At 58.0% G+C, this 26,146-nt stretch carries 24 protein-coding genes and 2 pseudogenes; 15 read left to right on the top strand and 11 right to left on the bottom strand.

Features of this window, described 5'->3' with window-relative positions; all coding sequences use genetic code 11:
- Nucleotides 1–4: 4 nt before the first annotated feature.
- Nucleotides 5–406 carry a type II toxin-antitoxin system HicB family antitoxin gene (locus J5274_RS24555; RefSeq protein ID WP_219275884.1) on the top strand — a complete coding sequence of 134 codons (402 nt, stop codon included), beginning with the start codon at nucleotides 5–7 and terminating at the stop codon, nucleotides 404–406.
- Nucleotides 407–481: 75 nt separating this feature from the next.
- On the opposite strand, the gene J5274_RS24550 is transcribed toward J5274_RS24555, so the two are convergent.
- Both J5274_RS24550 and J5274_RS24545 read right to left on the bottom strand, forming a co-directional pair.
- Nucleotides 482–1,270 carry a transporter substrate-binding domain-containing protein gene (locus tag J5274_RS24550; RefSeq protein WP_374113776.1) on the bottom strand — a complete coding sequence of 263 codons (789 nt, stop codon included), beginning with the start codon at nucleotides 1,268–1,270 and terminating at the stop codon, nucleotides 482–484.
- Nucleotides 1,271–1,332: 62 nt separating this feature from the next.
- A complete protein-coding gene (locus tag J5274_RS24545; RefSeq protein WP_219275882.1) occupies nucleotides 1,333–2,376 on the bottom strand; it encodes an alanine racemase in 1,044 nt (347 codons plus the stop codon).
- On the opposite strand from J5274_RS24545, the gene J5274_RS24540 reads away from it, so the two are divergent.
- From J5274_RS24540 to J5274_RS24475, 14 genes and pseudogenes are all read left to right on the top strand, one after another.
- On the top strand, nucleotides 2,328–3,161 hold the full coding sequence (locus J5274_RS24540) for a carbohydrate ABC transporter permease (protein ID WP_219275880.1): 834 nt from the start codon (nucleotides 2,328–2,330) through the stop codon (nucleotides 3,159–3,161). The genes J5274_RS24545 and J5274_RS24540 overlap by 49 nt on opposite strands.
- 97 nt (nucleotides 3,162–3,258) lie before the next feature.
- A complete protein-coding gene (locus J5274_RS24535; protein WP_219275879.1) occupies nucleotides 3,259–4,320 on the top strand; it encodes an ABC transporter ATP-binding protein in 1,062 nt (353 codons plus the stop codon).
- Between the two features lie 77 nt (nucleotides 4,321–4,397).
- Nucleotides 4,398–5,288 (top strand): hypothetical protein, encoded by an 891-nt coding sequence (locus J5274_RS24530; RefSeq protein WP_219275878.1) that lies wholly within the window; start codon nucleotides 4,398–4,400, stop codon nucleotides 5,286–5,288.
- Nucleotides 5,281–5,838 (top strand): hypothetical protein, encoded by a 558-nt coding sequence (locus J5274_RS24525; protein ID WP_219275877.1) that lies wholly within the window; start codon nucleotides 5,281–5,283, stop codon nucleotides 5,836–5,838. The genes J5274_RS24530 and J5274_RS24525 overlap by 8 nt, the downstream gene beginning before the upstream one ends.
- Nucleotides 5,835–7,463, top strand: a complete 1,629-nt coding sequence (locus J5274_RS24520; protein ID WP_219275876.1) for a GMC family oxidoreductase — start codon at nucleotides 5,835–5,837, stop codon at nucleotides 7,461–7,463. The genes J5274_RS24525 and J5274_RS24520 overlap by 4 nt, the downstream gene beginning before the upstream one ends.
- Nucleotides 7,464–7,608: 145 nt before the next feature.
- A pseudogene (locus tag J5274_RS24515) lies at nucleotides 7,609–8,452 on the top strand (HAD-IIB family hydrolase).
- 235 nt (nucleotides 8,453–8,687) lie between these two features.
- Nucleotides 8,688–9,629 (top strand): sugar-binding transcriptional regulator, encoded by a 942-nt coding sequence (locus J5274_RS24505; protein ID WP_219275871.1) that lies wholly within the window; start codon nucleotides 8,688–8,690, stop codon nucleotides 9,627–9,629.
- A gap of 80 nt (nucleotides 9,630–9,709) precedes the next feature.
- A complete protein-coding gene (locus J5274_RS24500) occupies nucleotides 9,710–10,339 on the top strand; it encodes an SIS domain-containing protein (protein ID WP_219275869.1) in 630 nt (209 codons plus the stop codon).
- Between the two features lie 2 nt (nucleotides 10,340–10,341).
- Nucleotides 10,342–11,015, top strand: a pseudogene (locus tag J5274_RS29460) (FGGY family carbohydrate kinase); the annotation flags it as partial.
- A gap of 42 nt (nucleotides 11,016–11,057) precedes the next feature.
- Nucleotides 11,058–11,807, top strand: coding sequence for an FGGY-family carbohydrate kinase (locus tag J5274_RS24495; RefSeq protein WP_374113775.1), 750 nt, complete (start codon nucleotides 11,058–11,060; stop codon nucleotides 11,805–11,807).
- A complete protein-coding gene (locus tag J5274_RS24490) occupies nucleotides 11,800–12,822 on the top strand; it encodes an ABC transporter permease (RefSeq protein WP_219275868.1) in 1,023 nt (340 codons plus the stop codon). Before J5274_RS24495 ends, J5274_RS24490 begins: the two co-directional genes overlap by 8 nt.
- A 66-nt stretch (nucleotides 12,823–12,888) precedes the next feature.
- Nucleotides 12,889–13,845, top strand: a complete 957-nt coding sequence (locus J5274_RS24485; RefSeq protein WP_219275866.1) for a substrate-binding domain-containing protein — start codon at nucleotides 12,889–12,891, stop codon at nucleotides 13,843–13,845.
- A gap of 57 nt (nucleotides 13,846–13,902) precedes the next feature.
- Nucleotides 13,903–15,399 (top strand): sugar ABC transporter ATP-binding protein, encoded by a 1,497-nt coding sequence (locus J5274_RS24480; protein WP_219275865.1) that lies wholly within the window; start codon nucleotides 13,903–13,905, stop codon nucleotides 15,397–15,399.
- Nucleotides 15,381–16,052, top strand: coding sequence for a hypothetical protein (locus tag J5274_RS24475; protein ID WP_219275863.1), 672 nt, complete (start codon nucleotides 15,381–15,383; stop codon nucleotides 16,050–16,052). Before J5274_RS24480 ends, J5274_RS24475 begins: the two co-directional genes overlap by 19 nt.
- A 132-nt stretch (nucleotides 16,053–16,184) precedes the next feature.
- Here the strand turns inward: J5274_RS24475 and J5274_RS24470 are convergent, their stop codons facing one another.
- The 9 genes from J5274_RS24470 to J5274_RS24430 all read right to left on the bottom strand — a co-directional run bounded on the left by J5274_RS24470 (nucleotide 16,185) and on the right by J5274_RS24430 (nucleotide 26,050).
- Nucleotides 16,185–17,198, bottom strand: a complete 1,014-nt coding sequence (locus J5274_RS24470) for a substrate-binding domain-containing protein (RefSeq protein ID WP_219275861.1) — start codon at nucleotides 17,196–17,198, stop codon at nucleotides 16,185–16,187.
- A 45-nt stretch (nucleotides 17,199–17,243) separates the two neighbouring features.
- Nucleotides 17,244–18,212: an ABC transporter permease gene (locus J5274_RS24465; protein ID WP_374113773.1), complete on the bottom strand. Its 969-nt coding sequence runs from the start codon at nucleotides 18,210–18,212 to the stop codon at nucleotides 17,244–17,246.
- A 27-nt stretch (nucleotides 18,213–18,239) separates the two neighbouring features.
- Nucleotides 18,240–19,763: a sugar ABC transporter ATP-binding protein gene (locus tag J5274_RS24460; RefSeq protein ID WP_219275859.1), complete on the bottom strand. Its 1,524-nt coding sequence runs from the start codon at nucleotides 19,761–19,763 to the stop codon at nucleotides 18,240–18,242.
- Nucleotides 19,764–20,035: 272 nt separating this feature from the next.
- The gene (locus tag J5274_RS24455; RefSeq protein ID WP_219275857.1) at nucleotides 20,036–20,809 is read right to left on the bottom strand and encodes an SDR family NAD(P)-dependent oxidoreductase; all 774 of its coding nucleotides are present in this window, start codon (nucleotides 20,807–20,809) and stop codon (nucleotides 20,036–20,038) included.
- An 11-nt stretch (nucleotides 20,810–20,820) separates the two neighbouring features.
- Nucleotides 20,821–21,546, bottom strand: coding sequence for an SDR family oxidoreductase (locus tag J5274_RS24450; protein ID WP_219275856.1), 726 nt, complete (start codon nucleotides 21,544–21,546; stop codon nucleotides 20,821–20,823).
- A gap of 47 nt (nucleotides 21,547–21,593) precedes the next feature.
- Entirely contained in the window at nucleotides 21,594–22,868 is a 1,275-nt protein-coding gene (locus J5274_RS24445) for a D-tagatose-bisphosphate aldolase, class II, non-catalytic subunit (protein WP_219275854.1), read from the bottom strand.
- A complete protein-coding gene (locus J5274_RS24440) occupies nucleotides 22,868–23,848 on the bottom strand; it encodes a sugar kinase (RefSeq protein WP_219275853.1) in 981 nt (326 codons plus the stop codon). The genes J5274_RS24445 and J5274_RS24440 overlap by 1 nt, the downstream gene beginning before the upstream one ends.
- On the bottom strand, nucleotides 23,845–25,098 hold the full coding sequence (locus J5274_RS24435; RefSeq protein ID WP_219275851.1) for an ROK family transcriptional regulator: 1,254 nt from the start codon (nucleotides 25,096–25,098) through the stop codon (nucleotides 23,845–23,847). The genes J5274_RS24440 and J5274_RS24435 overlap by 4 nt, the downstream gene beginning before the upstream one ends.
- 64 nt (nucleotides 25,099–25,162) lie before the next feature.
- Nucleotides 25,163–26,050, bottom strand: a complete 888-nt coding sequence (locus tag J5274_RS24430) for a sugar phosphate isomerase/epimerase (protein WP_219275849.1) — start codon at nucleotides 26,048–26,050, stop codon at nucleotides 25,163–25,165.
- Nucleotides 26,051–26,146: the final 96 nt, after the last annotated feature.

The raw sequence follows: 26,146 nt of genomic DNA, 5'->3' as shown, positions 1-26,146 counted from the left end.
CACTATGCGCAACTATATCGGACTGATCCACAAGGAAGCTGAAAGCGATTACGGTGTTTCCTTTCCTGACTTCCCGGGTGTCGTAACAGCCGGCACTGACTTGGATGATGCTCGTCGCATGGCCAAAGAGGCTTTGGCTTTTCACGTCGATGGTCTTGTCGAAGACGGAGAGGCTATCCCTGAAGCCTCTTCCCTCACCGACATTATGGCCGATCCTCATAATTCTTCAGGTACCGCCATTCTTGTTTCGCTAAAGACAGAAACAAAAAAGGCCGTCCGCGTAAACATCACTATCCCGGAGGATGTCTTGCAGGAGGTGGACGCCTATGCAGAAGCACATGGTTTGACCAGGTCAGGATTTCTCGTTCAGGCAGCAAAGCGGGAGATCGGGAAGATTGCGGCTTAGCAATATCCTTCAGATATAAGGCCACCTTTCCCGCCGCCAAGCCCTTTTTGCGGACTTGCGGCATGACCCACCACTTCAATCCGACACGAGATCCGTTCCAAACCATTTTAGGCTCAGCGCCCGCAGCGTGCCATCAGTTTTCAGTGTCTCGATGGCGGCATTGAATTGGCCGGCGAGTTCCATGTCCTGCTTTCGCAAGCCTATGCCAACGCCTGGACCGAACATGCCGCCGGAGATTCGTGGGCCGTATAGCGTCATTGCTTTCCCGTCATTGGTCTCAAGAAAACCCTTCCAAACTGAATAGTCTGCCAATCCCGCATCGATACGCCCAGCGCCAAGATCAAGATTGAGATTGTCCTGTTTATCGTAGACGCGGACTTCTACGGAATCGCCAAGATAGGCGCGGACAAAGGCTTCGGCATTCGTCGAGCCCTGGACCCCAACGATTTTGCCTTGGAGGTTGGACTTCAAGGCCAGCAGGGAAGCAGGCTCTGCGTTGTTGAGGTTGAGCCGGGCTGTGGTGTCCATGGGTGGAAGTTTTAAAGCCTTTGCAACAGCAAAATAATTTGATGTGAGGGCATAAGGTTCAGAAAACCCGATGACAGCCTTTCGTTTTTCGGTGATCGACATGCCGGCCATGATCGCGTCCACCTTGCCGACCGTCAAAGCCGGAATGATACCGTCCCATGCCTGGGTGACGAAGTCGCACCGTAGTCTAGCACGTGCACAGATTGCCTTCCCGGCGTCGACATCAAATCCGGTCGCGTTTCCGGACGTATCGACCGCATTCCAGGGCGGAAATGCGCCTTCGGTTGCGATCTTGATTGATCGCTGCTCATCAGCCAAGGCCGATCCGGCGACCATCAAAAGGGACAGCAGGGTGAGTGATCGTGTCAATATGGTCATCGGGTTCCTTGAGATTTGGTTTAGAGATAGCGCCGCGGGATATGGTCTCGCAGCTCGGCGTAAAGACCGACGATGTCTGTTCCCCAAGCGGCGCAGACTTCGTCATGCATAATCGTTTCAGACCCCTGTTGGCCGAGAAGAACGACCTCATCTCCGGTTCGTGCGTCTGGGATCTCAGTCAGATCAACCCGTATGTGCTCAAGATGCGCCGGTGCCAGCAATTTGGCACGACTCCCACGGACAAGAGCAAACGTGTCTCTCGTATTTTGGCGGGGCACACCATCACCCCATCCCATCCCGATGACGCCGACCATCATGCCAGGAATATATCCTGGTAAATCTGGCACTGGACCAAGCGACGTATCGAGGCGCTTGACGCTGACGAGGTGTGTCGAAATTGCCTTCAGAGCGGGACGGAGCTCGACTTTGCGTGCACGTGCCGAGTTTTCGCCGATGCCAACGAACAACGCTCCGGGATCGACAGCGTCAAAATCCATTTCAGGATGGTTCAGGACACCGTCGGTGCTCGACATCATGACAAGCGGTGGGTGAATACCGATATCGTCAAGAGCGCGGATGACGTCAGTCATTCGTCGATGTTGAATGGTCGCATCGGTGGGCCGCGCGCTCGGCAGTTCACTCATATGAGCGTAAATCCCCTCAAGGCGGATATTGGGATCAGTGGCGGCGGCTGCAATCAGCTTCTTGGCCTGCGCAGGCGTAGCGCCTGCCCTGAAAAACCCAAGGTCAAGCTTGATGAACACCCGCAGCCGGTCGATGACGGCCGTCCATTGGCGGAGCTCATCAAGGCTAGAAACACTGATGATCAGGTCGAGGCTTTCGACCACTGCTGCCGCCGAAATCGTCACGCCCGGATATAGAAGTATCGGGTTCAGGGGACCCGCCCTGCGAATAGCTATGGCGTCGAGCAGGGAGGCGACGGCAAAGCCGTCAATGTGCTCGTTGCTTGTCTTTACGCTCCTGTATCTGCGCGCTGTACGAGGAACCCAAAGCCATGACTGATCGCGGACATGTCGGACGAAGCCTGCTCTGCTGGCTGGCACTTTCGCCCCTTATTCTCCTGAATTTGTTTCCATTCGCGGTCATGTTGTTCACCGCCTTGAAGCCGGCGGACGAGGTGGTGGCATCCGTCGAATGGCTGCCGCACCGGTTTGCCTGGCAAAACTTTATTGACATGTGGCATTCGTCGAATTTTGGGCAAGCCCTCTGGAACAGTCTCTACGTCTCGGTCGGCTCCACCCTTCTGGCAACACTGATCAGCATACCGGCGGCCTATGCGATGTCTCGGTTTCGATTTTCTTTCAAGCAGCCTTACAGCGACTTTTTGCTGGTTACGCAGATGCTGTCGCCGATCGTTCTGGTGTTGGGACTGTTCCGGCTTGTCGTCTGGCTTGGTCTTGTCGATTCGATCAGTACGGTGGTGGTGATCTACACAGCGTTTCAGATCGCATTTGCAGTCTGGATGATGCGTGGATATTTCGATTCCATTCCCGCTGATCTGGAGGAATCCGCCTGGCTTGAAGGTGCCTCCCGATTGCGATCGTTGCGGTCGGTATTCTTGCCACTTTCAGTGCCCGCCATCGCAGTGACCGGGATCTTCACATTTATCAATGCGTGGAATGAGTTTGCGCTCGCGCTCACTTTGCTGCGCAAAGAGGAGCATTTCACGCTGCCAATCCAGATCTTCTCGATGGTGGCAGGGCGATATGAGGTCGAGTGGCACTACGTGATGGCCGCCACGCTCGTCGCAACACTTCCGGTCGCCGTTCTGTTCGCATGGCTACAGAGGTTTCTTATCGGTGGGTTGAGCAGCGGAGCGGTGAAATGAGACGACAGCCGCTGCACCATCAAAAGGCCCAAGCCCACGTCTGGTCGGCATCCGCGGCGATTTTCCACGCAACAATAATGCTATTTGAGGGACGATAATGGCACAAATCTCACTCAGGAAAATCGGGAAACGTTACGACGGGGCACATATCATCGAGGCCCTCGATCTTGATGTTAGAGACGGTGAGTTCCTCGTTCTTGTCGGCCCGTCAGGCTGTGGGAAATCAACCCTGCTGCGCATGGTGGCTGGCCTTGAAACGACCACCGAAGGCGAACTTCACATTGGAGGTGTGAGGGCGAACGACTTAAGGCCACAACAGCGCAACATCTCCATGGTTTTCCAGTCCTACGCTCTCTATCCCCACATGACGGCCCGGGAGAATATCGCCTATGGACCGAAAGTGCGCAAGGAACCCCCTGAGCAACTCCCCGCCAAGATTGAAAAGGCAGCGTCTATCCTCAATCTTCATGATTATCTCGAACGGTACCCTCGCCAGCTTTCGGGCGGCCAACGTCAACGCGTCGCAATGGGTCGCGCCATTGTTCGCGAACCGTCGGTCTTTCTTTTCGATGAGCCGCTTTCCAATCTGGATGCAAAGCTGCGTGTCCAGATGCGCGCCGAGATCAAAGGTCTGCACGCCAGGCTTGGAACGACGATCATCTACGTGACACATGACCAGGTCGAGGCCATGACGATGGCGGATCGCATTGTTGTTATGAATAAGGGCCGAGTTGAACAGATTGGCACACCAATCGAACTCTATGATCGACCAGAGAACATTTTTGTTGCTGGCTTTCTCGGCTCTCCAACAATGACGTTCCTGCCCGCGCGCGTCGATACTATTGATAGCCACCTCGCACGGACGGCAGATGGTAAGGTGCTCTCCCTGCCCGATGGCGCTGAATGCGGACAGGACATCATTATCGGCCTTCGTCCAGAAATTCTGTCGGTGGCAGATACAGAACCGGATCTCCTTCTCGACGTCGACCTTGTCGAACCAACGGGGGCGGAAACTCACCTTCATGGGCGGTTGCACGGAGAACGTGCTGTGGCAGTGATTGCCGGACGCACGTCTGTACGACCCGGTGATCGGGTCGGAATTGCCGTGGTAGGAACACCTCACATTTTTGACGCTGTCAGTACAGCCCGGCTTTCGTGAGTTCAGCATCGCACCCTGTCATGGGAAACTGAACCAACAAAGCAAGCCCGCGGCCAATTTAGAATGGACAACACAAAATGGCAGATATCGTCAGTCTTGAAAATAGTCTCCTTCGTTTATCGGTCGCACCCGCACTCGGCGGGGCGGCGGTTTGCTTCGAGGCAAAGCGCATTATAGGTTCGCCTGAGCCAATCTTTAGGCCAAGCGCGGAGTCCGACTTGAATACGGTACCGTTCGATCCCAACTCATCGTCATGTTACCCGCTCGTACCTTGGGTGAGCAGGTTGTCACCCGCCGTTCTGCCGACCTCTGACGGATCTCTCCATATTCCCGCCAATCGGCCGAATGAAGAGTTCCCGATCCATGGCTGGGGCGCTTACACAGAATGGACTGTTCTTTCGCAATCCACCGACTTCCTGAGCCTCGGCCTCGAGCACGAGGGGCCACCGCCCTTCTCAGCACAGATGGATTACCGACTGTCAGAAAACAACCTCACCATCTCGCTTGGGGTAACAAACAAGTTGGACCGGCCAGTCGGTCTCGGTCTCGGCTTTCATCCCTGGCTGCCACGAAGGGCAAGCGGAACCCTCTACGCACCGGCTGAACTTGTTTGGATATCGGGGGCCGACAAGATCCCAACATACGCTGAAAAACCCAAACCGGAATGGCAATTCAGTCAGGCACGACCACTGCCAGACAGCGACATCGATCATGGTTTTGGGGGATGGACTGGCGAGGCGCACTACAGCTGGGAGGCCGCAGACGGCGCCTGGAGCCTAGCTTTCTCTTCCGATTGCAGTGACTACATTATCTATGCCCCAGCAAAGGCGACATTCTTCTGTTTCGAGCCCACGTCGCATAAACCCTCGCCCGGCCAAGCCGGCGAACTAGACGGACTGGTGATGCTTGAACCCGGCCAGTCATTGGACCGTTTCGCGTCCTTCACGGTTATGGTGCCACATGCGTGACAACATATCCTCAGATCTACCTGCTGTGGAACATCATCTCAGTTCACCTGACGCGTCCCAGCTCTTGGCTGATCTCGTCGATGTGCTTCTTCCAGGCGACGAAGTATGGCCATCCGCGTCGTCGCTCGGTGTGCATGGCGTGCTGGCCATGCGCATTTCCGAAAACCTCTTTCGAGATGGTCTTCACGAACTCACAGCAGCGATAGCCGCCGCTGGCGGCCCGCTAGCAGGACATCGCCACCAAGCACGCATCGCCATCGTTGAGACATTCTTCAGGCAGCAGCCGCGCTTGTTTGACTGGATCTACACGGCAAGTGTGCTTGCCTACTACGAGCAGCCGACTGTCGTGGCCGCGATTCAGGCGACAGGCCGGCCGTATTCCATTCGCCCACATGTCACAGGCTACCCCTTGGCACCATTTGACATGAGCAGCGACCGGCCGGAGCATGGCCGTGGGTTTTTCTTGACGACGGAATCAGTCCGGCCCCTCGACATATCGCAGCTGCGCCTGGAGGAAAATAAAACCAGACAATGGGGAGTATTGCGATGAACGAGTCGAGAACATGCGATGTATTGATCGTCGGCGCAGGCGCTACGGGTTCGCTTGCAGCGCTTGTGCTTTCTGAGGCCGGCCTCGATGTGGTCTGTCTCGAACAGGGCTCATGGGTATCGGCGCAAGATCTGCCACATTTACATTCCGATTGGACCTGGCAGCGGAAAACGCAGTGGAACCCGGACGTGAACAGACGGGATCGGAGAGAAGATTATCCGGTCAAGTCGGATTCCTCGCAGATTCTGATGTGGAATGGGGTTGGCGGTTCGACCAATGTTTATGGGGCGATCTGGCCGCGTTATCGGCCATCTGACTTCCGAAAGGGCACCGAACATGGGTTGCAGCCGGACTGGCCGATCAGTTATGAGGATGTTGCACCCTACTACGAGTGGGCCGACCGTCTCGTTGGGGTGTCTGGGCTAACGGGCGATCCTGCAATGCCAGCCCGCGACCAATGTCCTACCGGCCCACTACCACATTCGAAGGTCGCGAGACGGCTGGCATCAGCTTTCGACAAACTGGATTGGCACTGGTGGCCGGCCGAAGCGGGTGTCGTGTCGCAAGACTATGACGGTCGCCCGGCATGCAATGGGTGCGGCACCTGCAATGGTTGCCCGCGTGGCTCGATGAGCAACTATGCCCGGTCGATCTGGCCAAAGGCGCTTGCTGCAGGTACCGAACTTCGCATCAATTCTCGTGTTCTGAGAATTGAAAAAGGTATTGACGGTCGTGCGACGGGCGCTCACTACATCGACCGCGAAACAGGTGTGACATATTTCCAAAAAGCGCGCGTTGTCATCGTGGCGGCAAATGGTGTCGGCACCCCACGGTTGCTGCTTGCCTCGGGGAACATGGCCAACCAGTCCGATCAAGTGGGCCGCAATCTTCTCCATCACACACTCGTTGCCGGCGAGATTTGGGTGGATGAGCCCGTTGACGGGCATACCGGCTACGTTGCTTCGCTCATCTCACGAGAGTTTGCAGAAACGGACGTTTCGCGCGGGTTCGTGAATGGTTTCAACTTCAATTGTCTTACCAGCTCGCCTTCTGCTGGAGAAACGGCAGCTGGATGGTTTTCGCCGACAAAGGCGCCTTGGGGTCGTGATCATCACAAGTGGTTCCAGCGTCATTTCGGCCACGGCATGGGGATATTCGCAATTGGCGATGACCTGCCAAATCCCAACAACCGCGTGACGCTTGACCCTCATCTCACCGATTCTGACGGCGTTCCGGCCGCAGCCACACATTATCAGCCGGGCGAAAACGACAAGCGGATGATGAACTACATGCTCGACAGGATCAAAGATATCGCCAATGCCGCCGGGGCTTTCGAGTATAGCCTGCAGGATTTCCGCGATGAGCAGGGGATCTACCGAACGCCCGCCTGGCATATGCTGGGAACCTGTCGGATGGGCGCAGACCGGGAAAACTCTGTCGTCAACAAGTGGAACCAGTCATGGGATGTCCCAAATCTTTTCCTTGTAGATGGCAGTGTTCTGACGACAGGGGGCGTCGTAAATCCGACGCCCACAATCTCAGCACTAGCATTGCGAGCAGCAGAATATATCCGCGACAATTTTCGAGTTCTCTCAAAGACAACTCGCTCTTTTGAAGCGGTTTGACTAACTAATAGACAATGATTGCTACGGGATCGAGCGAGAGCAGCACTACTCAAGTAAACACTCTGAGTAGAGAGCCTTGTCAGTATCTACCCAGCGCAAGGCATTCTGTCAGCGTTGGACACCAGAATACACGAGAAATAATGGAATGCTCAAGGCAACAGATATTGAAAATTATATCAATCACTATCGGCTTTTGCTAAGTGATGTTGATAGGACATTGTTGACGGAGGAATATAGAATTCCACGGCAAGTGCTGGAGGCAGTCGCAGATATCAGGCGCAGGGGCTTGAAATTCGTTCTTGCAACCGCCCGATCTCCACTTGCACTTAGGCCGTATGCCACGCTTCTTCAATGCACCGATCTCTGCATATGCTTTAATGGTGCATGGATTGGCAGCCTTGACTCAATGCTAGCGATTTCTGAGGACCCCGTCCCTCGTAAAGCTGCCTTGGCGGTTATGGATTGTATAGAGGAGCTCGAAATGGACGCGCTTTGGTACACCAATGAAGGCGCGTTCGCCTTGCGGGAGACCCCTAACATTCGGCGAGAAATCGATCTCACCGGCGAAGTCCTAAATCTCGTTTCTCGAAATGCTGAGCTGCCGGGAAACCCGTATAAGATAATGAGCATTGGTGCTGACGAGGAGAAACGAGCAAGAGTAGTTGATTTCAACCGAAATCGAGCTCGAGGTGTTACTTTTGTTCAGTCCAGCGAAAGAAATTTAGAAATTATCGCCGATACTACCTCGAAAGGCGCTGCATCATCAAATGTTCGGAATTTCTCCAGCGCAATGCATCGCTGCGGGCGACGGTGAAAACGACCTATCCATGCTAAATTTTGCGGGTCTGAAGTTGACTGTTGCGAATGCTATCGAGCCGGTCAAGCATGTAGCGGATTTTATTGGCGGGACGTGTGAAAATGGCGGGCTCGCAGATGGACTCCGGTGGATTATCTCGCGAAATCGCTATTCGCCTGAAAGACAAACCTAGCCGTCGAAAATCTAGGAGGGAATGAGGTGAAAGTAACTATTGTGCATTTGTAGGGGCCGAACCGAAATCTCTTCGGTCGGAATGCTCGGGTCATATTGTCTACCGCACCAATGGGTGATGAGCGGCGGCGTGAAAGTGTGAGTTCTGTAGTTCCTGATCTTAGCCTCAGTTGCCCTCACACCTCCTTTCTGCCAAAAGAGAGCGCATCGCATCAAATGAGCGGGGAGCTTCTCAAATGCCAAGACGTCCACTCCAGAAGCTCCAGGCTTCGCTCGTTGCACGTCGATATTATATCGAGCAACACACGAAATCCCAGATCGCCGACGAACTCGGCATTTCACGGTTCAAAGTAGCACGGCTACTGGATACCGCCCTCGCCGACGGCATTGTAAAGATTGAGATTAACGACCAGGGCGATCTCAACACCGAACTCGCGGAAAACCTCAGGCGGAAATACCATCTTAAGGCAGCACTTGTCCTCGATGGACCAGATGTGGCGGCGAAAAACCTTTTTGAACCCTTAGGGCTTCTAGCCGCCGAATTTCTCGAGGAGTCCCTTTTAGACGGACAACTGCTTGGGATTTCATGGGGTCGTACCTTGTCCGCTACAGCAAAGGCACTGACCAGAATTCCCAAAGTCGATGTCGTTCAGGCAGGAGGAAGTCCCGCAGGCCTGGACCTATCCCAAAATCCCACGGAGCTGGTTCGCAGGTTCGCCAGTGCCAGCGGCGGGACAGCCTATCCTTTGTTCGGCCCCATGTGGGTCGACGATCCGGGCCTGATCGCAAAGCTTCGCAACGAGACGTCGATTGCAAACGCCATGTCTCGCTATGACAAGATCGATGTTCTTGCCGTAGGGATAGGATCTTGGCGTCCTCAGGAGTCCTGCCTCAGTTTTGGATTTCCGGACGACTGGCGTCGAGATGCTCTGAAAAGCAATGTATTTGCTGACGTGTGCGCGACTCTCATATCCGAAGACGGATCAGCAATCCCCAGCCCACTGGACAAGAGCGGACTTTGCCTCAGCACCGAGCAGCTTCGCAAAATTCCCGAACGCATCGGGATCGGAGGCGGACTTGAAAAGGCGGATGCGATCCGGGCTGTTCTCAAAGGCAACTGGATCACGACCCTGATCACCGACGCAGGCGTCGCTCGAAAACTGACCGAATGTTCGTAGCGCTCAAATGAGCACGCAGGCACTCACTTGACGTATTTGCGAAGTTGATATATTTCCTCTCCGCAGTAAGGGAGGACTTCATGCAACAAGAAAACGATTGGCTTGCCCGCGCCAGACAGGTTATCCGCGCGGACGCGGCCGCCGTTCTCGGAACGCTCGACGGCGTAGATGCCACGTTCCTTGAAATTGCGAAGAAGTTCAGCCAGTGCAACGGGAAGATACTCGTCACCGGCAGCGGAACCTCCGGCGCGATCGCCAGCAGGGCCGCGCATCTGCTGTCCGTTGGCGGCACTCCGGCCTTCTACCTTCCGCCCGCTGACGGGCTCCATGGCGGTCTCGGCGTTCTCCAGGCGGACGATCTGGTGCTGGCTTTGTCCAAGGGCGGAAGCTCCGACGAACTGAACGATTTCTGCAAGCGGGCAAAGACGCTTTGCGCAGGCCTGATCTCCATTACCGCCGACCCCAACTCGGCATTGGCGTTGATGTCGGATCATGTCGTTCATCTGGCGCTTCCCCCGGAAAGTGATCTAGGTGCTGTTGTCGCCACGGGCAGCTCGCTCGCGACCGCCGCGATCACTGACGCGCTTGTTGAAGTGTGCCGCGTGGCTCGCGGCTATAGCTGGGACCAAGTCTTATTTACGCACCCCTCCGGCGCGGTTGGCCGCGACGCCGAAAAAAGCCTGGAGCGTCTGCAGAAGGCGGAGGGCTGATCATGGCTCGGGATATCGTCGCCGGGATCGATTCGTCGACGCAGTCATGCACGGTCGTGCTGCGGCGCATTGAAGATGGCAAGGTGGTCGCCGAAGCACGCAAGCCGCATCCCAAAACCACGCCACCTCATAGCGAGCAATCACCAAATGCATGGTGGGATGCCCTGTGCCTGGCCTTCGAAGAGCTCGCCGATTACCTTCCACGGATTGCCGCCATTTCCGTCGGTAGCCAGGGCCACGGGCTTGTGATGCTCGACGCAGAGGGCCGTCCGCTTCGCGATGCGAAATTGTGGAACGACACGGAATCAGCGCCAGATGCCATTCGGCTGCGCGAGAAGGTCTCGCCCGCCGAATGGGCAGCCAAGACGGGATCGATCCCGCCCCGGCCCTGACGATCAGCAAGCTCGCATGGACAGAACGGGTGTTCCCGGGTCTGGTGGCGAAAGCGAAGCGCATCATGCTCCCGTCGGACTATCTTCTCTACCGTCTGTCGGGTCGGTCAGCCTCCGAGCGCGGAATTTCTTCCGGGACGGGCTATTTCGATCCGTTCAAGAACCAGTGGGATTTCGACTTGGCCGCCACGGCGGTTCCCGGCATCGATTGGGCAAGCGTTCTTCCCGACATTATAGACTCCAGCGCAGTCTCCGGACCGGTCCAGCGCATCGATGGTCTGGAAGCGTTGCAAGGCGCTGTGGTTGGGGCCGGCTCGGGCGACAACATGACGGCCGCTCTCGGAATGGGTATCCGCAAGGGCGACACCGTGATCTCCCTCGGCACCAGCGGCACGTTCTACGGGCGCACCTCGGTAGGGATAAAGGACGAGACCGGTGCGATCAACGGCTATGCCGATGCCGCCGACGGCTTCCTTCCCATGATCACGACCCTGAACGCCGCGAAGGTCACCGATGCTTTCCGTCGCATCCTTCGGGCATCAACGGAAGAGTTCGATACGCTGGCCCTGGACACGACGCCCGGTGCTCGTGGCCTTGTACTCGTTCCTTACCTGGACGGCGAGCGGTCGCCCAATTTCCCGGATGCGACCGGGCATCTCATGGGCCTGCGAAGCGATGTCGAGCCTAGCCAGATCGCAAGAGCTTCCATTGAAGGAGTGATCTGCGGCCTACTCGAAGGCGGCGACTTGCTGGCATCCCTCGGACTTGAGACGGACGGTCGATTGATAGTCACCGGAGGCGCGTCCAAGTCGAGAGCCTATCGCCAGATATTGGCCGACCTGACCGGAAAGCCCGTCTGGACATGTGATGTCGCCGAGGCCGCCGCCGCAGGTGCCGCGGTCCAGGCAGCAGCAGCATTGAGTGGACGACACACGTCGGCGGTCGCCGAAGAATGGCAGCCCAACTATCAGATCGTCGCCGAGCCGAACGCGCACGCATTCGACCGGGCTGAGGAGGTACGCGAGGCCTACAGAAAGGCCCAACGCCTCGCAACGGGGAGAGAGGACAATGACTGATATGACACAGCTTCAACCACGTGAGGCACGCGGCATCAAGATACCCGCCGAAGCCGGGATCGCCTTCGTCCTCCTCGTCGTCATGATAGGCGGAGCCTTGGCGTCACCCAACTTCCTGACGCTTTCCAACATCATTGTCCTGCTGCTCAACGGAGCGGTTATCGGATTTCTGTGCCTCGGCCAGTCATTCGTGCTGTTTACGGGCGGTATCGACCTCTCGTGCGGTTCGATCGTCGCGATGACATGCGTGCTTGCAGCCGTCTTCATGGACAGCCTCGGTCTTCCCTGGCCTGTGGCGGCCGTAGCGGTGCTGGCAGTCGGCGCGCTCGTCGGCGCAGTCAACGGCCTGATCATCGATAAGACGGGCGTGCCGCCGTTCATCGTGACCTTCGCGATGATGGGCGTCGCCGCTTCGATCCCGCAGATCGTCACGGGAGCCGAATCCATCCGCGTCATGCAGTTCGGATACCGCTTCATCGGTCAGGCTCGTATCTTCGGCATTCCCTTCCCGGTCATTGCCCTTGCGATCGCAATCGCCGCCGCCGCCATCTTCATCAAGCGGACCGTGACCGGAACCCATATCTTCGCGGTCGGCGGCAACGCCGAAGCGGCCCGCCTGGCAGGGGTCAACACCTCGCGGATCACGGTCCTCGTATATGCGATCTCTGGTTTTTGCGGTGCATGCGGCGGCCTGATCTATGGCTCCCGCCTGATGACCGGATATCCGACGGCAGGACGCGGCGACGAGCTCTTCTTCTCGATCGCCGGAGCCGTGGTTGGCGGCGTCAGCCTTTTTGGCGGCATCGGATCGGTCTACGGAGCCATGATCGGTGCGACGTTGATCGCCACCATTTCCAATCTCATGAACGTGCTTAACGTCAGCGCATATTGGCAGCCGCTCGTCATCGGCGTGATCATTCTGGTCGGCGTCACCTTTGACACCATGCGGGCATCCAGCCGTCTTTCCCTGCCATGGGCGAAGATTCTGAAGAAGAAGCTTTCCGGCAGCGCCTGAGGTCTAACCCGCGAGATCGCGGGCGACGAATACCGTTCGATTTCATCAAAATAGGAGGAGACTACGATGAAAAAACTCTGGAGGAATTCCGCATGCGCCGTGTTGGGGCTTAGCCTTACCGTGTGCGCTTCGCTGGCACACGCACAGGACAAGAAAGTCCTTGGTGTGGCGCTGCCGAACCTGACCAATCCCTACTACGTCGCCATGAAGAAAAGCTTCGAGCAGAATGGCGCGGCTCAGGGCTTCGAAGTGCGCGTTCTGATCGCCGACAACGACGACGCCAAGCAGCTCTCGCAGGTACAAACGCTTGTTCAGCAGGGCGTTTCAGCCGTCGCGCTGAACTGCGTATCGTCGGGCCCTTGCGTCGCATCGGTGTCGGAACTCAATCAGGCGAAGATTCCGGTCTTCACGATCAACCTGCTCCCGGATCCCGAGGGCCTCAAGGCCGAGGGCCTCAAGGTCGAACAGGCGGTGCAGACCGACCAGAAGGCCGGCGGAGCTTATATCGGCAAGCAGCTACTCAACGATATCGGCAAGGACGGCAAGGCCGTCATCGGCATCGTAGGAGAGCCGACGTCGGTCGCCGCCATCGCCCGCGACGACGGCTTCAAAGAAGCTCTGGCATCGAATCCGAACGTGAAGTTCGTCGCGCTAGTCAACGGCAAGGTCGAAGAAACGACTTCCCTGAAGGTGACGACCGAAATGCTTCAGGGTCATCCCGACATCAACATCGTCTACTCGGACACGGAACCGTCGGCTCTTGGCGCTCTTGCCGCGATCCAGCAGCTGAGCCGTAATGACGTGAAGCTCTATGCCTTCGTCGACAAGCTCGGGGTCCAGAATATCCAGGAGAACTCCATCCTAAAGGCCGGAGCTATCCAGGAACCCGCCAAGCTCGCACAGATCCAGGTCGAGAACATCAAAAAGTTCTTCGCCGGCGAGAAGCTGGAGCCTGTCGTCGACAACCCCCCGCTGCTTGTTAACAAGTCCAACGCGGGCGATACGGCCGACAAGGCATACTGATATCGACATCGGCGCGCGGCCCTGCGCCGCGCGTCTCTCTCATGGGAGTATTGTCAAATGTCCACGGCGAGCTACAGAGCAACCGGTATCACCAAGGCCTTTTCCGGCGTCAGCGTCCTGCACGGGATAGACTTCGAAGTCCGGCCTGGCACCATCCACGGCCTGTTCGGCCATAACGGTGCGGGCAAGTCCACGCTCTTGAAAATTCTGGCCGGTGCGCAATCGCAGGACAACGGCCAACTGACGGTCGATGGCCAGATCACCGTCCTATCCTCGCCGAGAGAAGCGTTGGGCAAAGGTATCGGGTGCGTCTACCAGGAACTCCGTCTCATACCCAATCTGACGGTCGCGGAAAATCTCTTCCTCGGACGCGAGATCAAATTGCGTGGCCTGAAGCTAACGGCGGAGATGAACCGCTACAGCACGACGTTGCTTAAAAGCTATGGCCTGAACATCGACGTAAAGCGCCAGGTTAAGGGCCTTTCGCATCCCGAGAAGCAATTGATCGAAGTCATTGCGAACCTTGAAGGAAAGGTTCGCTACCTTTTCCTCGACGAACCGACGACCGCTCTCGATGGAAAGCAGTCCAACGAGCTGCTGGCCAATGTCCGGCGCATCGCTCTCGAACGTAACATCGGTGTGGTTCTGGTATCGCACAAGCTCGACGAAGTCCTCGCTGTATGCGACGAGGCCACCGTCCTCTCCGGTGGCCGGGTCGTCCACCATGCCGCCGGTTCGGACATCTCCAAGCAAGCCATCGTCGATGCAATCGTCGGTGACGCTCACGTCGCGCATGGCGGTGGTGAGCGCGCCACCCGCGAAGCTGGCGAGGTTTTCCTCACGGTCAAGGGTCTGTCGGGAACCCGGCTGAAAGGTGCCGACGTGCAGGCCCGCAAGGGAGAGGTACTCGGCCTCTACGGCCTAGTCGGATCAGGCCGCACGCGCTTCCTTCGGACGCTATACGGCGTCGAGGGCGTTGCTTCCGGCACGGTGGTGCTCGGCGGCAAACCATACCACCCAACGAACGCGCAGACGGCGCTCCGAAGCGGGATCGCGTTTCTCACGGAAGAGCGCAAGGTAGACGGCTTCATCCCCCTGATGTCTTCGTTTCAGAACGTGGTCCTTTCGACGCTTCAAAGATATCGCAAGGGCGGCTTCGTAGACGTCGCCGGAGCCCAGGCATCTGCCAGACGCACGCTGTCTTCGATCGGCACGCGCGGGCAGCTGGGTTCGCCCGTGAAGTCCTTGTCCGGCGGGAATCAGCAGAAAGTCCTGCTCGGCCGCATCATAGAGCAGAACGCGGACCTCATTCTTTTGGACGAGCCGACCAAAGGCGTGGATATCGGCGCGAAGTCCGACATCTACAAGATCATCCAGCGCTTGGCCGACGAAGGCCGTTGCATCATCGTGGTCTCCAGCGAAGAGGAGGAGTTGATGGAAATCTGCGACCGTATCGCGATCTTCCAGCACGGCTATTGCACCTCCGAAAGCAAGCCCGTTGCGGAATGGTCGCTTCCCAAACTCCGCGAGGCCGCATGGGCGACCGCCGCATGACTTCCCTTTCCGCTTCCCTTTATGCTGCCGACCCCTTTCGCCTTGTCGAGGAAATCGAGGCCGTCTCGCCGCACGTTGAATCCTTTCACCTGGACATTATGGACGGAATGTTTGCGCCGGAGTTCGGCCTCACCACGCGGGTCGCTAAGGAGCTGCTGGAGAGGACCGCAGTTCCACTCGATGTTCACTTGATGGTGGAGCATCCGGCAAGTTCGGTTATTCGATTTTCCGAGATGGGCGTGCGTTCGATCGCCATACACCTCGAATCGACTAACGTGGATTTTGCTGAATTAGTGGCGATCGCCAGGACGAATGGCGTTAAAGCTTACGCTGCGCTCCGCCATACGACGTCGACGTCTGCCCTACACCAACTCCTCAGCTACATCGACGGGTGCTTGATGTTGACCGCTCCTGCCGGCGGCGGAGAGTTCGACCGGACGGCGTTTGATCGTCTAAAGGAGCTTCCCGCGGAGCTCTACACTATTGTCGACGGAAAAATCTCTACCGAACATTTTGATCGTCTCAATGGTCTTAACGTGGACCTTGCGGTCGTAGGAGCGGCCTTGTTCGCTGATGGCCAGGCTGGTAGTCGATCAAAAAGCCTTGCTGTGATGCTTGAAAACAAGCGGTCATTGGCTCACGACCCGAACTGACAAGCGGTCCAAGGCTTTTTCCATGCCATCGGGGGCATTGGACTTCGCGGGGTTAAATCGTTCAATAGCCTGAGACGATCGCGTCGCGATCATCCCAGGTTTATCAGCCGCAAATGTTACCTCAGTGAGCCGCTATTTTGTAGCAAGAACCTCATCGACATTTTGGGGTGTAACGACGAGCCACGGGACGTAGTAGTGCTGTTCCTTCCCGCCATTCCAAACAAGCTTGCCATTATTAACATCCCAGACCGCTGCACGCGGCTTGTAGCCTTTGCCAGCCAGTTTGTTGAGGGCGAGGTCGATTGCGCCCTGTGCCTGACCCTTGGCGTCTTGCAGGATCGACATTGCTTGATCTCCGCGCTTGACGGCTTCCAGTGCATCCTTAATTCCGTCCACGCCGACGACCGGCAATCTCTTGGGATCGAGGCCATGGCTGCGGATACCTTCAATCGCGCCGACCGCCATTTCATCGTTTTCGGCCATGACACCCTGGATATCTTCACCATGCGACGTGAGAAAATTTTCCATCAGGGTGATCGCTTCTGCTCTCGACCAATTTGCTGTGTTTTGTCCCAGCACGGTAACGCCGGGATTGGCCTTTAGGACATTTTGGATACCCTCGAGCCTCTGAACCTGCGCCGACTGGCCCAGCATGCCTTCCAGCAGAACGATTTTGGCATTCTTGCCGGCCTTGTCGATGACTGCCTTTGCGAGAAGTTCCCCGGCCTCGACGTCGTTTGAGTTGATGTAAGCATCGTAAAGCTCTGCCTGGGACACCACGGTGTTCGAGCCGAACACCGGGATGCCGGCGGTCTTCGCGCGCTGGATGGGATCGTTGCCGGCGTCGATATCGATGGGGATGAATATGATGGCGTCGTATTTGTCGGTGATCGCGGTGTCAAAAAGGTTGGACTGCGTCAGCACGTCCTGTCGACCATCCAGAATCGTTAACGTTGCAGTGCCATCGGCTAGCGCCGGATGAGCTTTTGCCGCATCGGCCCACAAAACATTGTATTCGGTGTTGAGGCTTTGCACGATGGCGGCGATTTTGAACGGCTTCGCGTTTGCGACGCCCGCCAATACCATCGGCGTCATAAATGCCAGGCTCGCAGCCGCTCCCAGAAGCACTCGTCTCGTTATTTTCATGCTTTTCTCCTCCACTGTTCAAGGCAGCATTGCCGTTGATTGATATTATTCGCCACGCATCCGGGATCTGTCGACCAGCACTGCCATGACGATGATCGAACCTTTGATGATTTGCTGGTAGTATGAAGACACGCCCATCAGATCGAGCCCGTTGCTGATCATGCCGATGATCAGGACACCGACGAGCGTGTAGCCGATGCGTCCGACGCCGCCGGTGAGGCTGGTGCCACCGATGACAACGGCCGCAATGGCATCGAGTTCGTAGCCGACGCCGGCCTGCGGCAGCGCGGATGTCGTACGTGCCGTCAGCATCACGCCGGCAAGGCCTGCCAAGCCGCCCATGATCATGTAGACGGAAAAGGTAATCGCGCGGACATTGATGCCGCTCGTCTTTGCACTGCGTGGATTTCCGCCGACCGCATAGATGCGCCGGCCGTAAACCGTGTAGCGAAGGACGACGGCGGCGATGGCAAAGACAATCGCAAAAATGATCACCGGAACCGGGATGCCGACGATCGACCCCTGCCCCAGCCAACGGAAGCCGATACTGAGGTTCGGGATGGGCCGCCCACCGGAATACAGAAGCGTCGCCCCGCGGGCCACACTCAGCATTCCCAGGGTGGTGACGAAGGCCGGAACCCTGAAATGGGCGATGAACACGCCGTTGACCGCACCGCAGAACGAGCCGGCAATGACACCGGCGACGAGGGCGATCGCCGGATTGAGGGCATCCGGCCCCGTCACCAAACTGGCGCTTGCGGCACCCGCCAGCGCCAGGAGTGAGCCGATCGAAAGATCAATCCCCGCGGTCAGGATGACGAAGGTCATGCCGACGGCAAGAACACCGTTGATCGACACCTGTCGGAGAACGTTGATGAGATTGTTGGCCGACAGAAAATTCGGTGAACCCATCGACAGAACGACGAACAGGAGGACGAAGGAGATGACGATGCCGTAGCGCGCGATAATGGTCGCGGCAGGGGAATCGCCAATTCTTTGGGTCATAGCATTCATAAAAAAACCTCCACGAACTTTCGATGGCTAGGATGCCAGATGGACGAGCGCTTCCTGGTTCGCCTCGGCCCCCGACAGGGTTCCGGCGATCTTGCCGCGGCGAAACACGATAATTCTGTCGGCGTTGCCGAGAATTTCGGGTATTTCCGAGGAGACCATGAGCACTGCGTTTCCGGCGGCGACGAACTCGGAAAGAAAAGCGTAGATCTCTCGCTTTGCCCCCTCGTCGACGCCGCGCGTCGGCTCGTCGCAAATCAGCACCCGAGGGTTTGTGTCGACACAGCGGGCCAACACGACTTTCTGCTGGTTTCCGCCGCTGAGTTTCTGGACTTCAAGGTCTGGTGATGCCGTCTTGATGGAAAAGCGCTTGATGCGTTCACGAACACTTTTCCGCTCGGCTGCGGCGCTCATGAAGCCGGCTCTGGAATAGTTCGAAAGGTTCGCGATCGTGATGTTGTGAGCGACCGACGCTGTCAGGGAGAGCCCCGTCTGCTTCCGATCTTCGGTGACGAGCGATATTCCCGCGGCGATCGACTGGGCTGGCGTCTTCAGCACGACCGGCAGTCCGTCGATCAGAATAGCGCCGCCATCGCGCGGCGCGATGCCATAAAGCGCGTTTACAAATTCGCTGCGGCCGGAACCGAGCAGGCCGTACAACCCGACAATTTCCCCCGCGTGCAGGGTGACATCGATACCGTCGAATTTCCCCTGGGAGGCGAAGCCATGCGCTTCGAGCAGTGGCTTGGCGTCTTCCGATGTCTTCGACTCCCGCCGATGGTCAAGAAGATCCCGCCCGACAATCGAGCGGATAAGCCCCTGCCGATCGGTATCGGTGATCGCGCCGGCTTCTACGAACCGTCCGTCGCGAAAGACCGTGTAGTCATCGGCGATCTCAAAAATTTCGGTCAAACGATGCGAAACGTAGATCACACCGACGCCTTGCGCCGTCAAGGTCTTGATCGCATCGAAGAGCATGCCTGTCTCCCGCTCGCCGATGGCGGAGGTGGGTTCGTCCATGATCAGGATTTCGCTTCGACGGCTGATCGCCTTGGTGATTTCGACCAGTTGCGCCTGCGCGACGGAAAGGTCCCGCAGGCGGGCGCGTGGCGAGATCGGGAATTTTAGTCGCGTAAGGATGTCTTCCGCATCCGTAATCATCTGCCGATCATCGACGAAAATGCGGCCGCGCCGTTGCTCCCTGCCGAGGTAGAGGTTTTCTGCGACTGTCATGTCGAGGAAAGGACTGAGCTCCTGCGTGATAATCGCAATCCCGCGGTCGAGAGCAGCCGACGGCGTTGCGAAACTCACCTCGTCGCCCTTGATTGCGATTGTCCCGCTGTCGCGTTGCAAAAGTCCCATGAGAATGCCGAGAAAGGTCGACTTTCCCGCGCCATTGCCGCCGCACAATGCATTGACCGAGCCCGATCTCAGGCGGATGCGACCATCGATGAGCGCGGGAACCTTGTTGAAGCTTTTTGCGACGTGCGACGCCGACAAAAGGAACGGTTGAACAGACTCTTCGCCATGCGTGCCTACAATGCCTTCGGCCATCAGTTCCCCTCCATTTTCTCCACACCCAGAAGCCTCTCCAACCAGCCCGCTTGCGCAGGTCAGTTTTCATTGCTAATGGGCCTCCCACTAAATTAGTATGTTTTCACAACAAATAGAGAAGCGTCAAGCTAAAAACACCTTGAAATCAAATATTATGAAACGATATCAATAATTTAAATATGCTAGGGACTGCGCATGCCTGTGCTATGTGCAAACCTACGTCAGCACGTCAGCTGCTCTCAAATCTGAAGTTTGATCTGCCTTTTAGCGGCTCACCAGCAGGTGAAGCCGCCATCGACGTTGACAATAGCGCCTGTCATCAGGCTCGATGCTTTGGACGCCAGGAAAAGGACGGCACTGGCGACCTCGTCGGGCGTCCCCATTCTTCCCATTGGCGTATCGGCAAGCCAGACGGGAATGCGATCACGGTTGGCTTCGACAGCCGCGACCATGGGAGTTTCGATATAAGTGGGAGCGACCGCGTTCACCCTAACGCCGTGAGCCGCCCATTCCGCTGCCATGGACCGCGTCATGTGATGGACGGCCGCCTTCGAGACGTTATAGGGGGTCTGCGGCTGCGGCCGGTTGCAGATATGACCGGACATCGAGCCGAGGTTTACAATTGCACCCCGCTTCATGTCGATCATGTGCCTACCGAACGCGCGCGAGCACCAAAAAACGCCATTCACATTGACGTCCATGATCCTCAGCCAATCGGCATCCACAATATCCTCGGACGCGACACCGCTTTGGCCGATCCCCGCATTGTTGACGAGAATCGTCGCCGCACGCCCCTCGTCCGCCAATTGCCTGGCCATCTCTTCGACACGTCCCGAATTCGCGACATCGCCAATCAAAAGGTCGATGTCATAGCCCTTTTGCCGCAGCGCCAGCGCTTCAGAGGCATCGGCCTCGCTGCGCTCGATGACGACAACGCGCGCCCCTGCTTCCGCCAAAGCTTCGACGCAGCAAAGGCCGATCGCCCGGCCGCCTCCCGTGACGACAGCCACTTCACCATCGAGACGAAACCGTTCCTGATAGGTCATCTGTGCAATCCTTAAATGTCGAAAGCGCTTGGCAGGATAACCACGTCGCGAATTGTCACCGTTCGCGGTCGGGTGAGCATGAAGATGATCGCCTCGGCGACCTCTTTTGGCTCGATCAGCGCGCCGCTCTCTTTGGCTTTTCTCAGATTTTCCTCGGGCCAGTCGGCGAGCAGCGCACTGATAACGGGTCCGGGCGAGACCGATCCCACACGGATGCCGTTCTTGAGCAGCTGCCGGCGCATCGTCTGGACTAAGCTTGTCATTGCCCATTTCGACGCGGAATAAACCGGCTCCCACGGCACCGCCGTATGGCCGGCCACCGAACTCGTGACGATGATGTCGCCGGTGCTCCGCTCGATCATATGGGGGACGACCGACCGGATGTTCTTGATGACGACGTTGACGTTCAAATTCAGCATACGGTCGATGGCGTCCAGATTGGCCTCGGCCAGATCGCCGCCGATATAAGTTCCGGCGTTGGCGTGCAGAATGTCGAGGTGTGCTGTCTTGGCAAGCACACCGTCGAGCAGCGATGCACAGTCCTCAGGGTTCAGAAGATCGATGACCAGCGGGATGGCACTTGCGCCGATCCGGTCGCAGACCGCCCGCAACGCCTTTTCGTCGCGATCGACGAACACCACCGTCGCCCCCGCATTGATCATGGCCTCTGCCGATGCAAGGCCGATGCCGGATGCAGCGCCGGTGACGGCGGCGACTTTCCCTTGAAGTTCGTTCATGTTTTTTCCTCCGAATTCATGTTCGATAGTCTGGGATCATTTCGATTTCAGGAAACCAGGCCACAGGCGCGTTGGTAGGCGGCCAGGCTCTTTTCGACACGCCAAACCAGGACCGCCTCCGGATCAAAGGGGATGTCGGCGAAATGTTGGGCGTCAGGCAGGTGCTGCCAGAACAGTGGCCGCGGAAGCAACTGTCCGCGAAGGGCGTCATAGAGCCTTTCGACCGCCGCCTTCGCATCGGGCATCGCCCAGTAATAGCGGATACGGTCCGACAAGGAATAATGGCGCAACAGCCGCGTCTCCTCATCGCTTCCGTGGTAGTGGCGATTCCAATTGTCGGGATGGGCGGTCATCAGCGCTTCCATCGCCCGATACAGCGGACGATCGCCATAATCTCGTGAGACGTCGGAGGCGATTAGGTCCAGGGCGTAAAGTGCCTCGCGCAGCACGAAGGTCAATTCCGGCCCGACTTTCAGGATCGGGAAACCGTCCTTCACAAGTTCGCCGAGATAGGCTGTCCCCTGATAGTCCGTCGAATGCGCCTCAAACACGAACTGCGGTTCGTCGGCCAACAGCTCCGTCAGGGCGCCGACCTTGCTTCGGTCGTAGAAAATGACATTGCGGTTGCCGAACTCGACGCCCGGCTGCACCACCAGTCCGATGGCGCGCGAGAATGCGTCGGATAGGCCGGCTTCGGCAAAAACCCGCCGATGGATATCGATCGTCTTCTTGGCCGCGTCGCTCGCCGTCGGTTCGATTGCCGTCAATGTGTGGTCGGCGCCACCCGGTGGCGGCACCTCGGTTCCGATGACGTAGACAGGCTTTTGACCGCCGGCCTGCTCAGCCGCGGCTTCGGCGGCGGCGGCAAGGCGGACGGCACGTCGAGCCGTCGTCTCGTCGTCAAGGGCTGCGGGTTCATTCAGGCAACCCATCGAGGCGTCCAGATGGATCTTGCGAAAGCCCGCAGTCACATAGGCTGTGACCATCGCCTCGGCCTCGACCATGGCGTCTTCCGCCGGATGGTGGCGCCAGGGATTGGGGCCGAGATGATCGCCGCCCAGAATGATCTGTTCGGCAGGGCATCCCTCTTCCTTGGCCAGCCGATAGACAAGGGCCGCGAAGTCCGAAGGCTGCATGCCCGTGTACCCGCCGAGGTGGTTGACCTGATTGCACGTCGCCTCGATCAGTACCGTGGTCGATGTCGCCTTGCCGTGGCGAAGTGCCGCCCGCAGCACCGCAGGATGGGCCGAGCATACCGACGTCACTCCCTTTGGCGTTCCGTTGCGTCGCAGCGTCGCCAATTCTGCCAATCTTACCTGCATCAGGAGCGCCTTTTCGTCTTAGAAATGAAAGAGTCCAGCTCTTCGCGGCTGCCCGCGCCTTCCATTGGTCCGCGGACCGTCACGTTTCGCGCCCCGGCGGCGGCGCCATAGGTGAGTGATTGCGACGGCGACATTCCGAGGCGCCGGCATGTCAGGTAAGCACCGCCGAAGCAGTCGCCGGCGCCGGTTGGATCCAGTTCCTCGACGGCAAAGGCCGCGACATCGATCCGTTCCTGACCGCGACCGAAATAGCTTGCGCCGTCAGCGCCTCGCTTCAGGACAATTTCCTTGACGCCGATTTCGAAAAGGCGGGCGATTGCCGCGTCTTCGCCCTCGACGCCAGCCGCGCGCTCGAGCTCTTCGCCAGAGGGCAACAGCAGGTCCGTCATCGAGATCAGATTGGTGAACCGACGCTCTGTGGCTTCGTCCAGCTTCAGTTCTTTGCGGATGTTCGGATCGACGGACACCGTTCCGCCGCGGGCCTTGACCGCGCCCACCGCCTTGTCGATCACTTCCACCGCGCTCGCCATCGGCAGCGCCGAGCCCATGATATGCAGGTGGCCGCTGCGTTCGATCAGGCTTTGAACGGCGTCGGTCCATCCGAAACGGGCCGCCGCCGACTTGGCGATATTAAAAACAAAGTCACGCGACCCGTCGGCGCGATAGCGAACGAAGGCGCTACCTGTCGGGAAGTCCGGGTCGACCGATATCGCCGAAACATCGACGCCGTCCCGCAACAGCCGGTCGACATTGACCCTGCCAAAATCGTCGTTGCCGACGGCCCCGACCATCGCCGCATTGCCGCCTATCCGACCGCATTGGTCGATGAAGATCGCCGGCGCGCCACTGGGATAGGGACCGACCAGCGGCTGCGCATCCAAAAAGCCCGTGCCGACGTCGGTGGCGACGATTTCAACCAAGATCTCTCCGATGCAGACCGTCGGTCCAAGGCTGTTAGGCGCCAAGGGATTGGCATTCATGTGCGTTGTCTTTCGTCATTCGTCGGCGGCGGCGCTTCGCCGCCGGCCGCACCAATTTGCGTTGTGTCTTCGCCGGCGAAGGTGTCGCTCTCGAGCGACAGAAACCGCTGATGCAGAAGACAGGCTGCGCCGAAGGCCGAGCCGAGCTCTGCGTCTTCATCGACGACGATCTGCGGCGCCGGAAAGGCGATTTCCTGGCCCTCGGCCATGTAGACGGCCACCCGGGCGGAGACCATCGGGTAGAGGGATGCGACGGAACCGCCCAGCACGATCCTGTTGGGATCGAGCAGGCGACAGGCCTGCGTCAGCGCAAGCGCCAGGTGTCTCGACCAAGTCTCGGCGATCGTCACGGCCGCGGGAACCCGATCCCGGACGTCATCCAGAAATTCTGCCAAGTCGACGGTGCCGTCTCCCTTCGCCAGTCGATATTGCGAGACCAGCGCTTCCCGTCCAATCAACTGTTCGAATCTCTGGCCGCCACTGCCCGGGACCAGCGTGTGGCCAATTTCACCCGCCAGACCGTGTCCGCCACGGAACAGCTTGCCATCGACGAGCACGCCGCCGCCGACCCCGGTTTCCATCAACAGGAACAGCGTCACGCCGGAATGGCCGTGCTTGTAGCTGTCGCCGATGGCGAAGGCGTTGGCGTCGTTTTCGATGATGATCGGCACGTCGAAAGGAAAGGCTGCCTTGGCGATCTGCGACAAAGGCACGTTGCGCCAGCCGATGATCGGCGCCAGGCTGACAAATCCATGCGCGTCGACATGGGCGGGCGCCGACAGCCCGAGGCCGCGACAGCGCTGCAGCACTTTGCCTTCGATGTCGCCGAGCGCAAGCTCGAATGCTTGCCTCACCGCCTGTTCGACGCTCCTGCTGGGGGCGTCGAAAGCCTGGGTGCGGAAGGAATGGACCTGACCGCACAGGTCGATAATCACAGCGGCGATATGCTCCACGCCGATTTCGATGCCGAAGAAGAAAGCCGCATCCGGCACAAGCTCCAACAGAATCCCCGGTCGCCCGGCACGGGATTGCTCGCCCTTACGGTCACTGGACTCCTCGACTTCATGGACAAAACCGCTCTCGGTCAGTTCCACGACGATCTGTCCCGAAGACGATCGGTTCAGGCCAAGCCGTCTGGCCAAATCCGCGCGGCTCATGCACCCGAACGTGTACAGGCTCCTGAGAGCTGCAGCGACGTTGGTCTGCCTGATGCGACGAGGGGAGCTTCCTGGTGAGGCGATATCGTTCACTTTTTCAATCCGAAAATGTTAATCTGTCCCAACTCTACACCGTCGGGACAGATCGTCTAAAGGTTTAACGGAGCCGCGCGTTGGTGGAGCGGCGACGCTTTGCTTCGTCCATCTTCAGCTCGATATAACGTTTCGCATGCGCGGCTAGGGGGTCGTTCTCGGTCCAGGTATCGCGCCAGATCGCGCAGGCCAGAGACAGGCCTTCGTCGACAACGGCGGTCGAGAAGCTTTCGAACACGATGTCGCGTTGGTAGTCGATGTCTAGCAATGCATCGAAGATCAAGTCGAAGTTGATCGTACCATCGCCGAGGTAACCGCGATTGCTCTCGCCGATATGGAAATAGCCGATCTTGTCGCCGGCCAGCCGGATCGCTGCGGCCGGGTTTGATTCCTCCATGTTCATATGGAAGGTGTCGAGGTGCAGCCGAACGTGATCGGATCGGGTTTCTTCGATGAAGCGCAGCCCCTGCGCCGTGGTGTTTAGCAGATTTGTCTCAAACCGGTTGACCAGTTCGAGAACGAGGTCCACGCCGGCTTCCTTGGCGACATCCGCGGTCTTTGCGATCGCTGCAACACTGTTGTCCCAGCCCTTTTTGGTCGGCTGGCGGTTATACTTGGTGTGGGCTGAATAGAGGATGCCTCCAAGCTTGTTGCCGCCGATGTCACGGACCGCCCGGATAGCATCGGCCAACACCGCTTTGCCGCCGGCGACTTCTTCGGCGTTCTCGCTCGACACGTCCTTGTCCAGCGACAGGCCCATCGTCACACCGATCTCGACGTCGAGCGATTGTGCCAGCTTTGCGAGTTTGTCTAAGTTGAATATCTCGGGCCGCAGATAGGCGAACTCTATCGTGCGATAGCCGTGCTCGGCTGTCTTCCTGAGCGCCATCTCCAGCCCGTCCTGAGATTGGCCGCCAGTCCATACAAATGAGTGAATTCCCAAGCGTCGCATGCCCTTACCTCCGTAGCTTATGCTGTACATGACGTTTGATTAGGCCATATATGTATGTTAATGCAACTAAATAATCGGCAGGAACAGCGAAAATTT

Origin of the sequence: Rhizobium sp. L51/94, assembly GCF_019355555.1 — a bacterium.
GTDB lineage: Bacteria > Pseudomonadota > Alphaproteobacteria > Rhizobiales > Rhizobiaceae > Rhizobium > Rhizobium rhododendri.
Note: the sequence above shows the minus strand (reverse complement) of the source record. Positions and strands in the feature narration are given on the sequence as shown.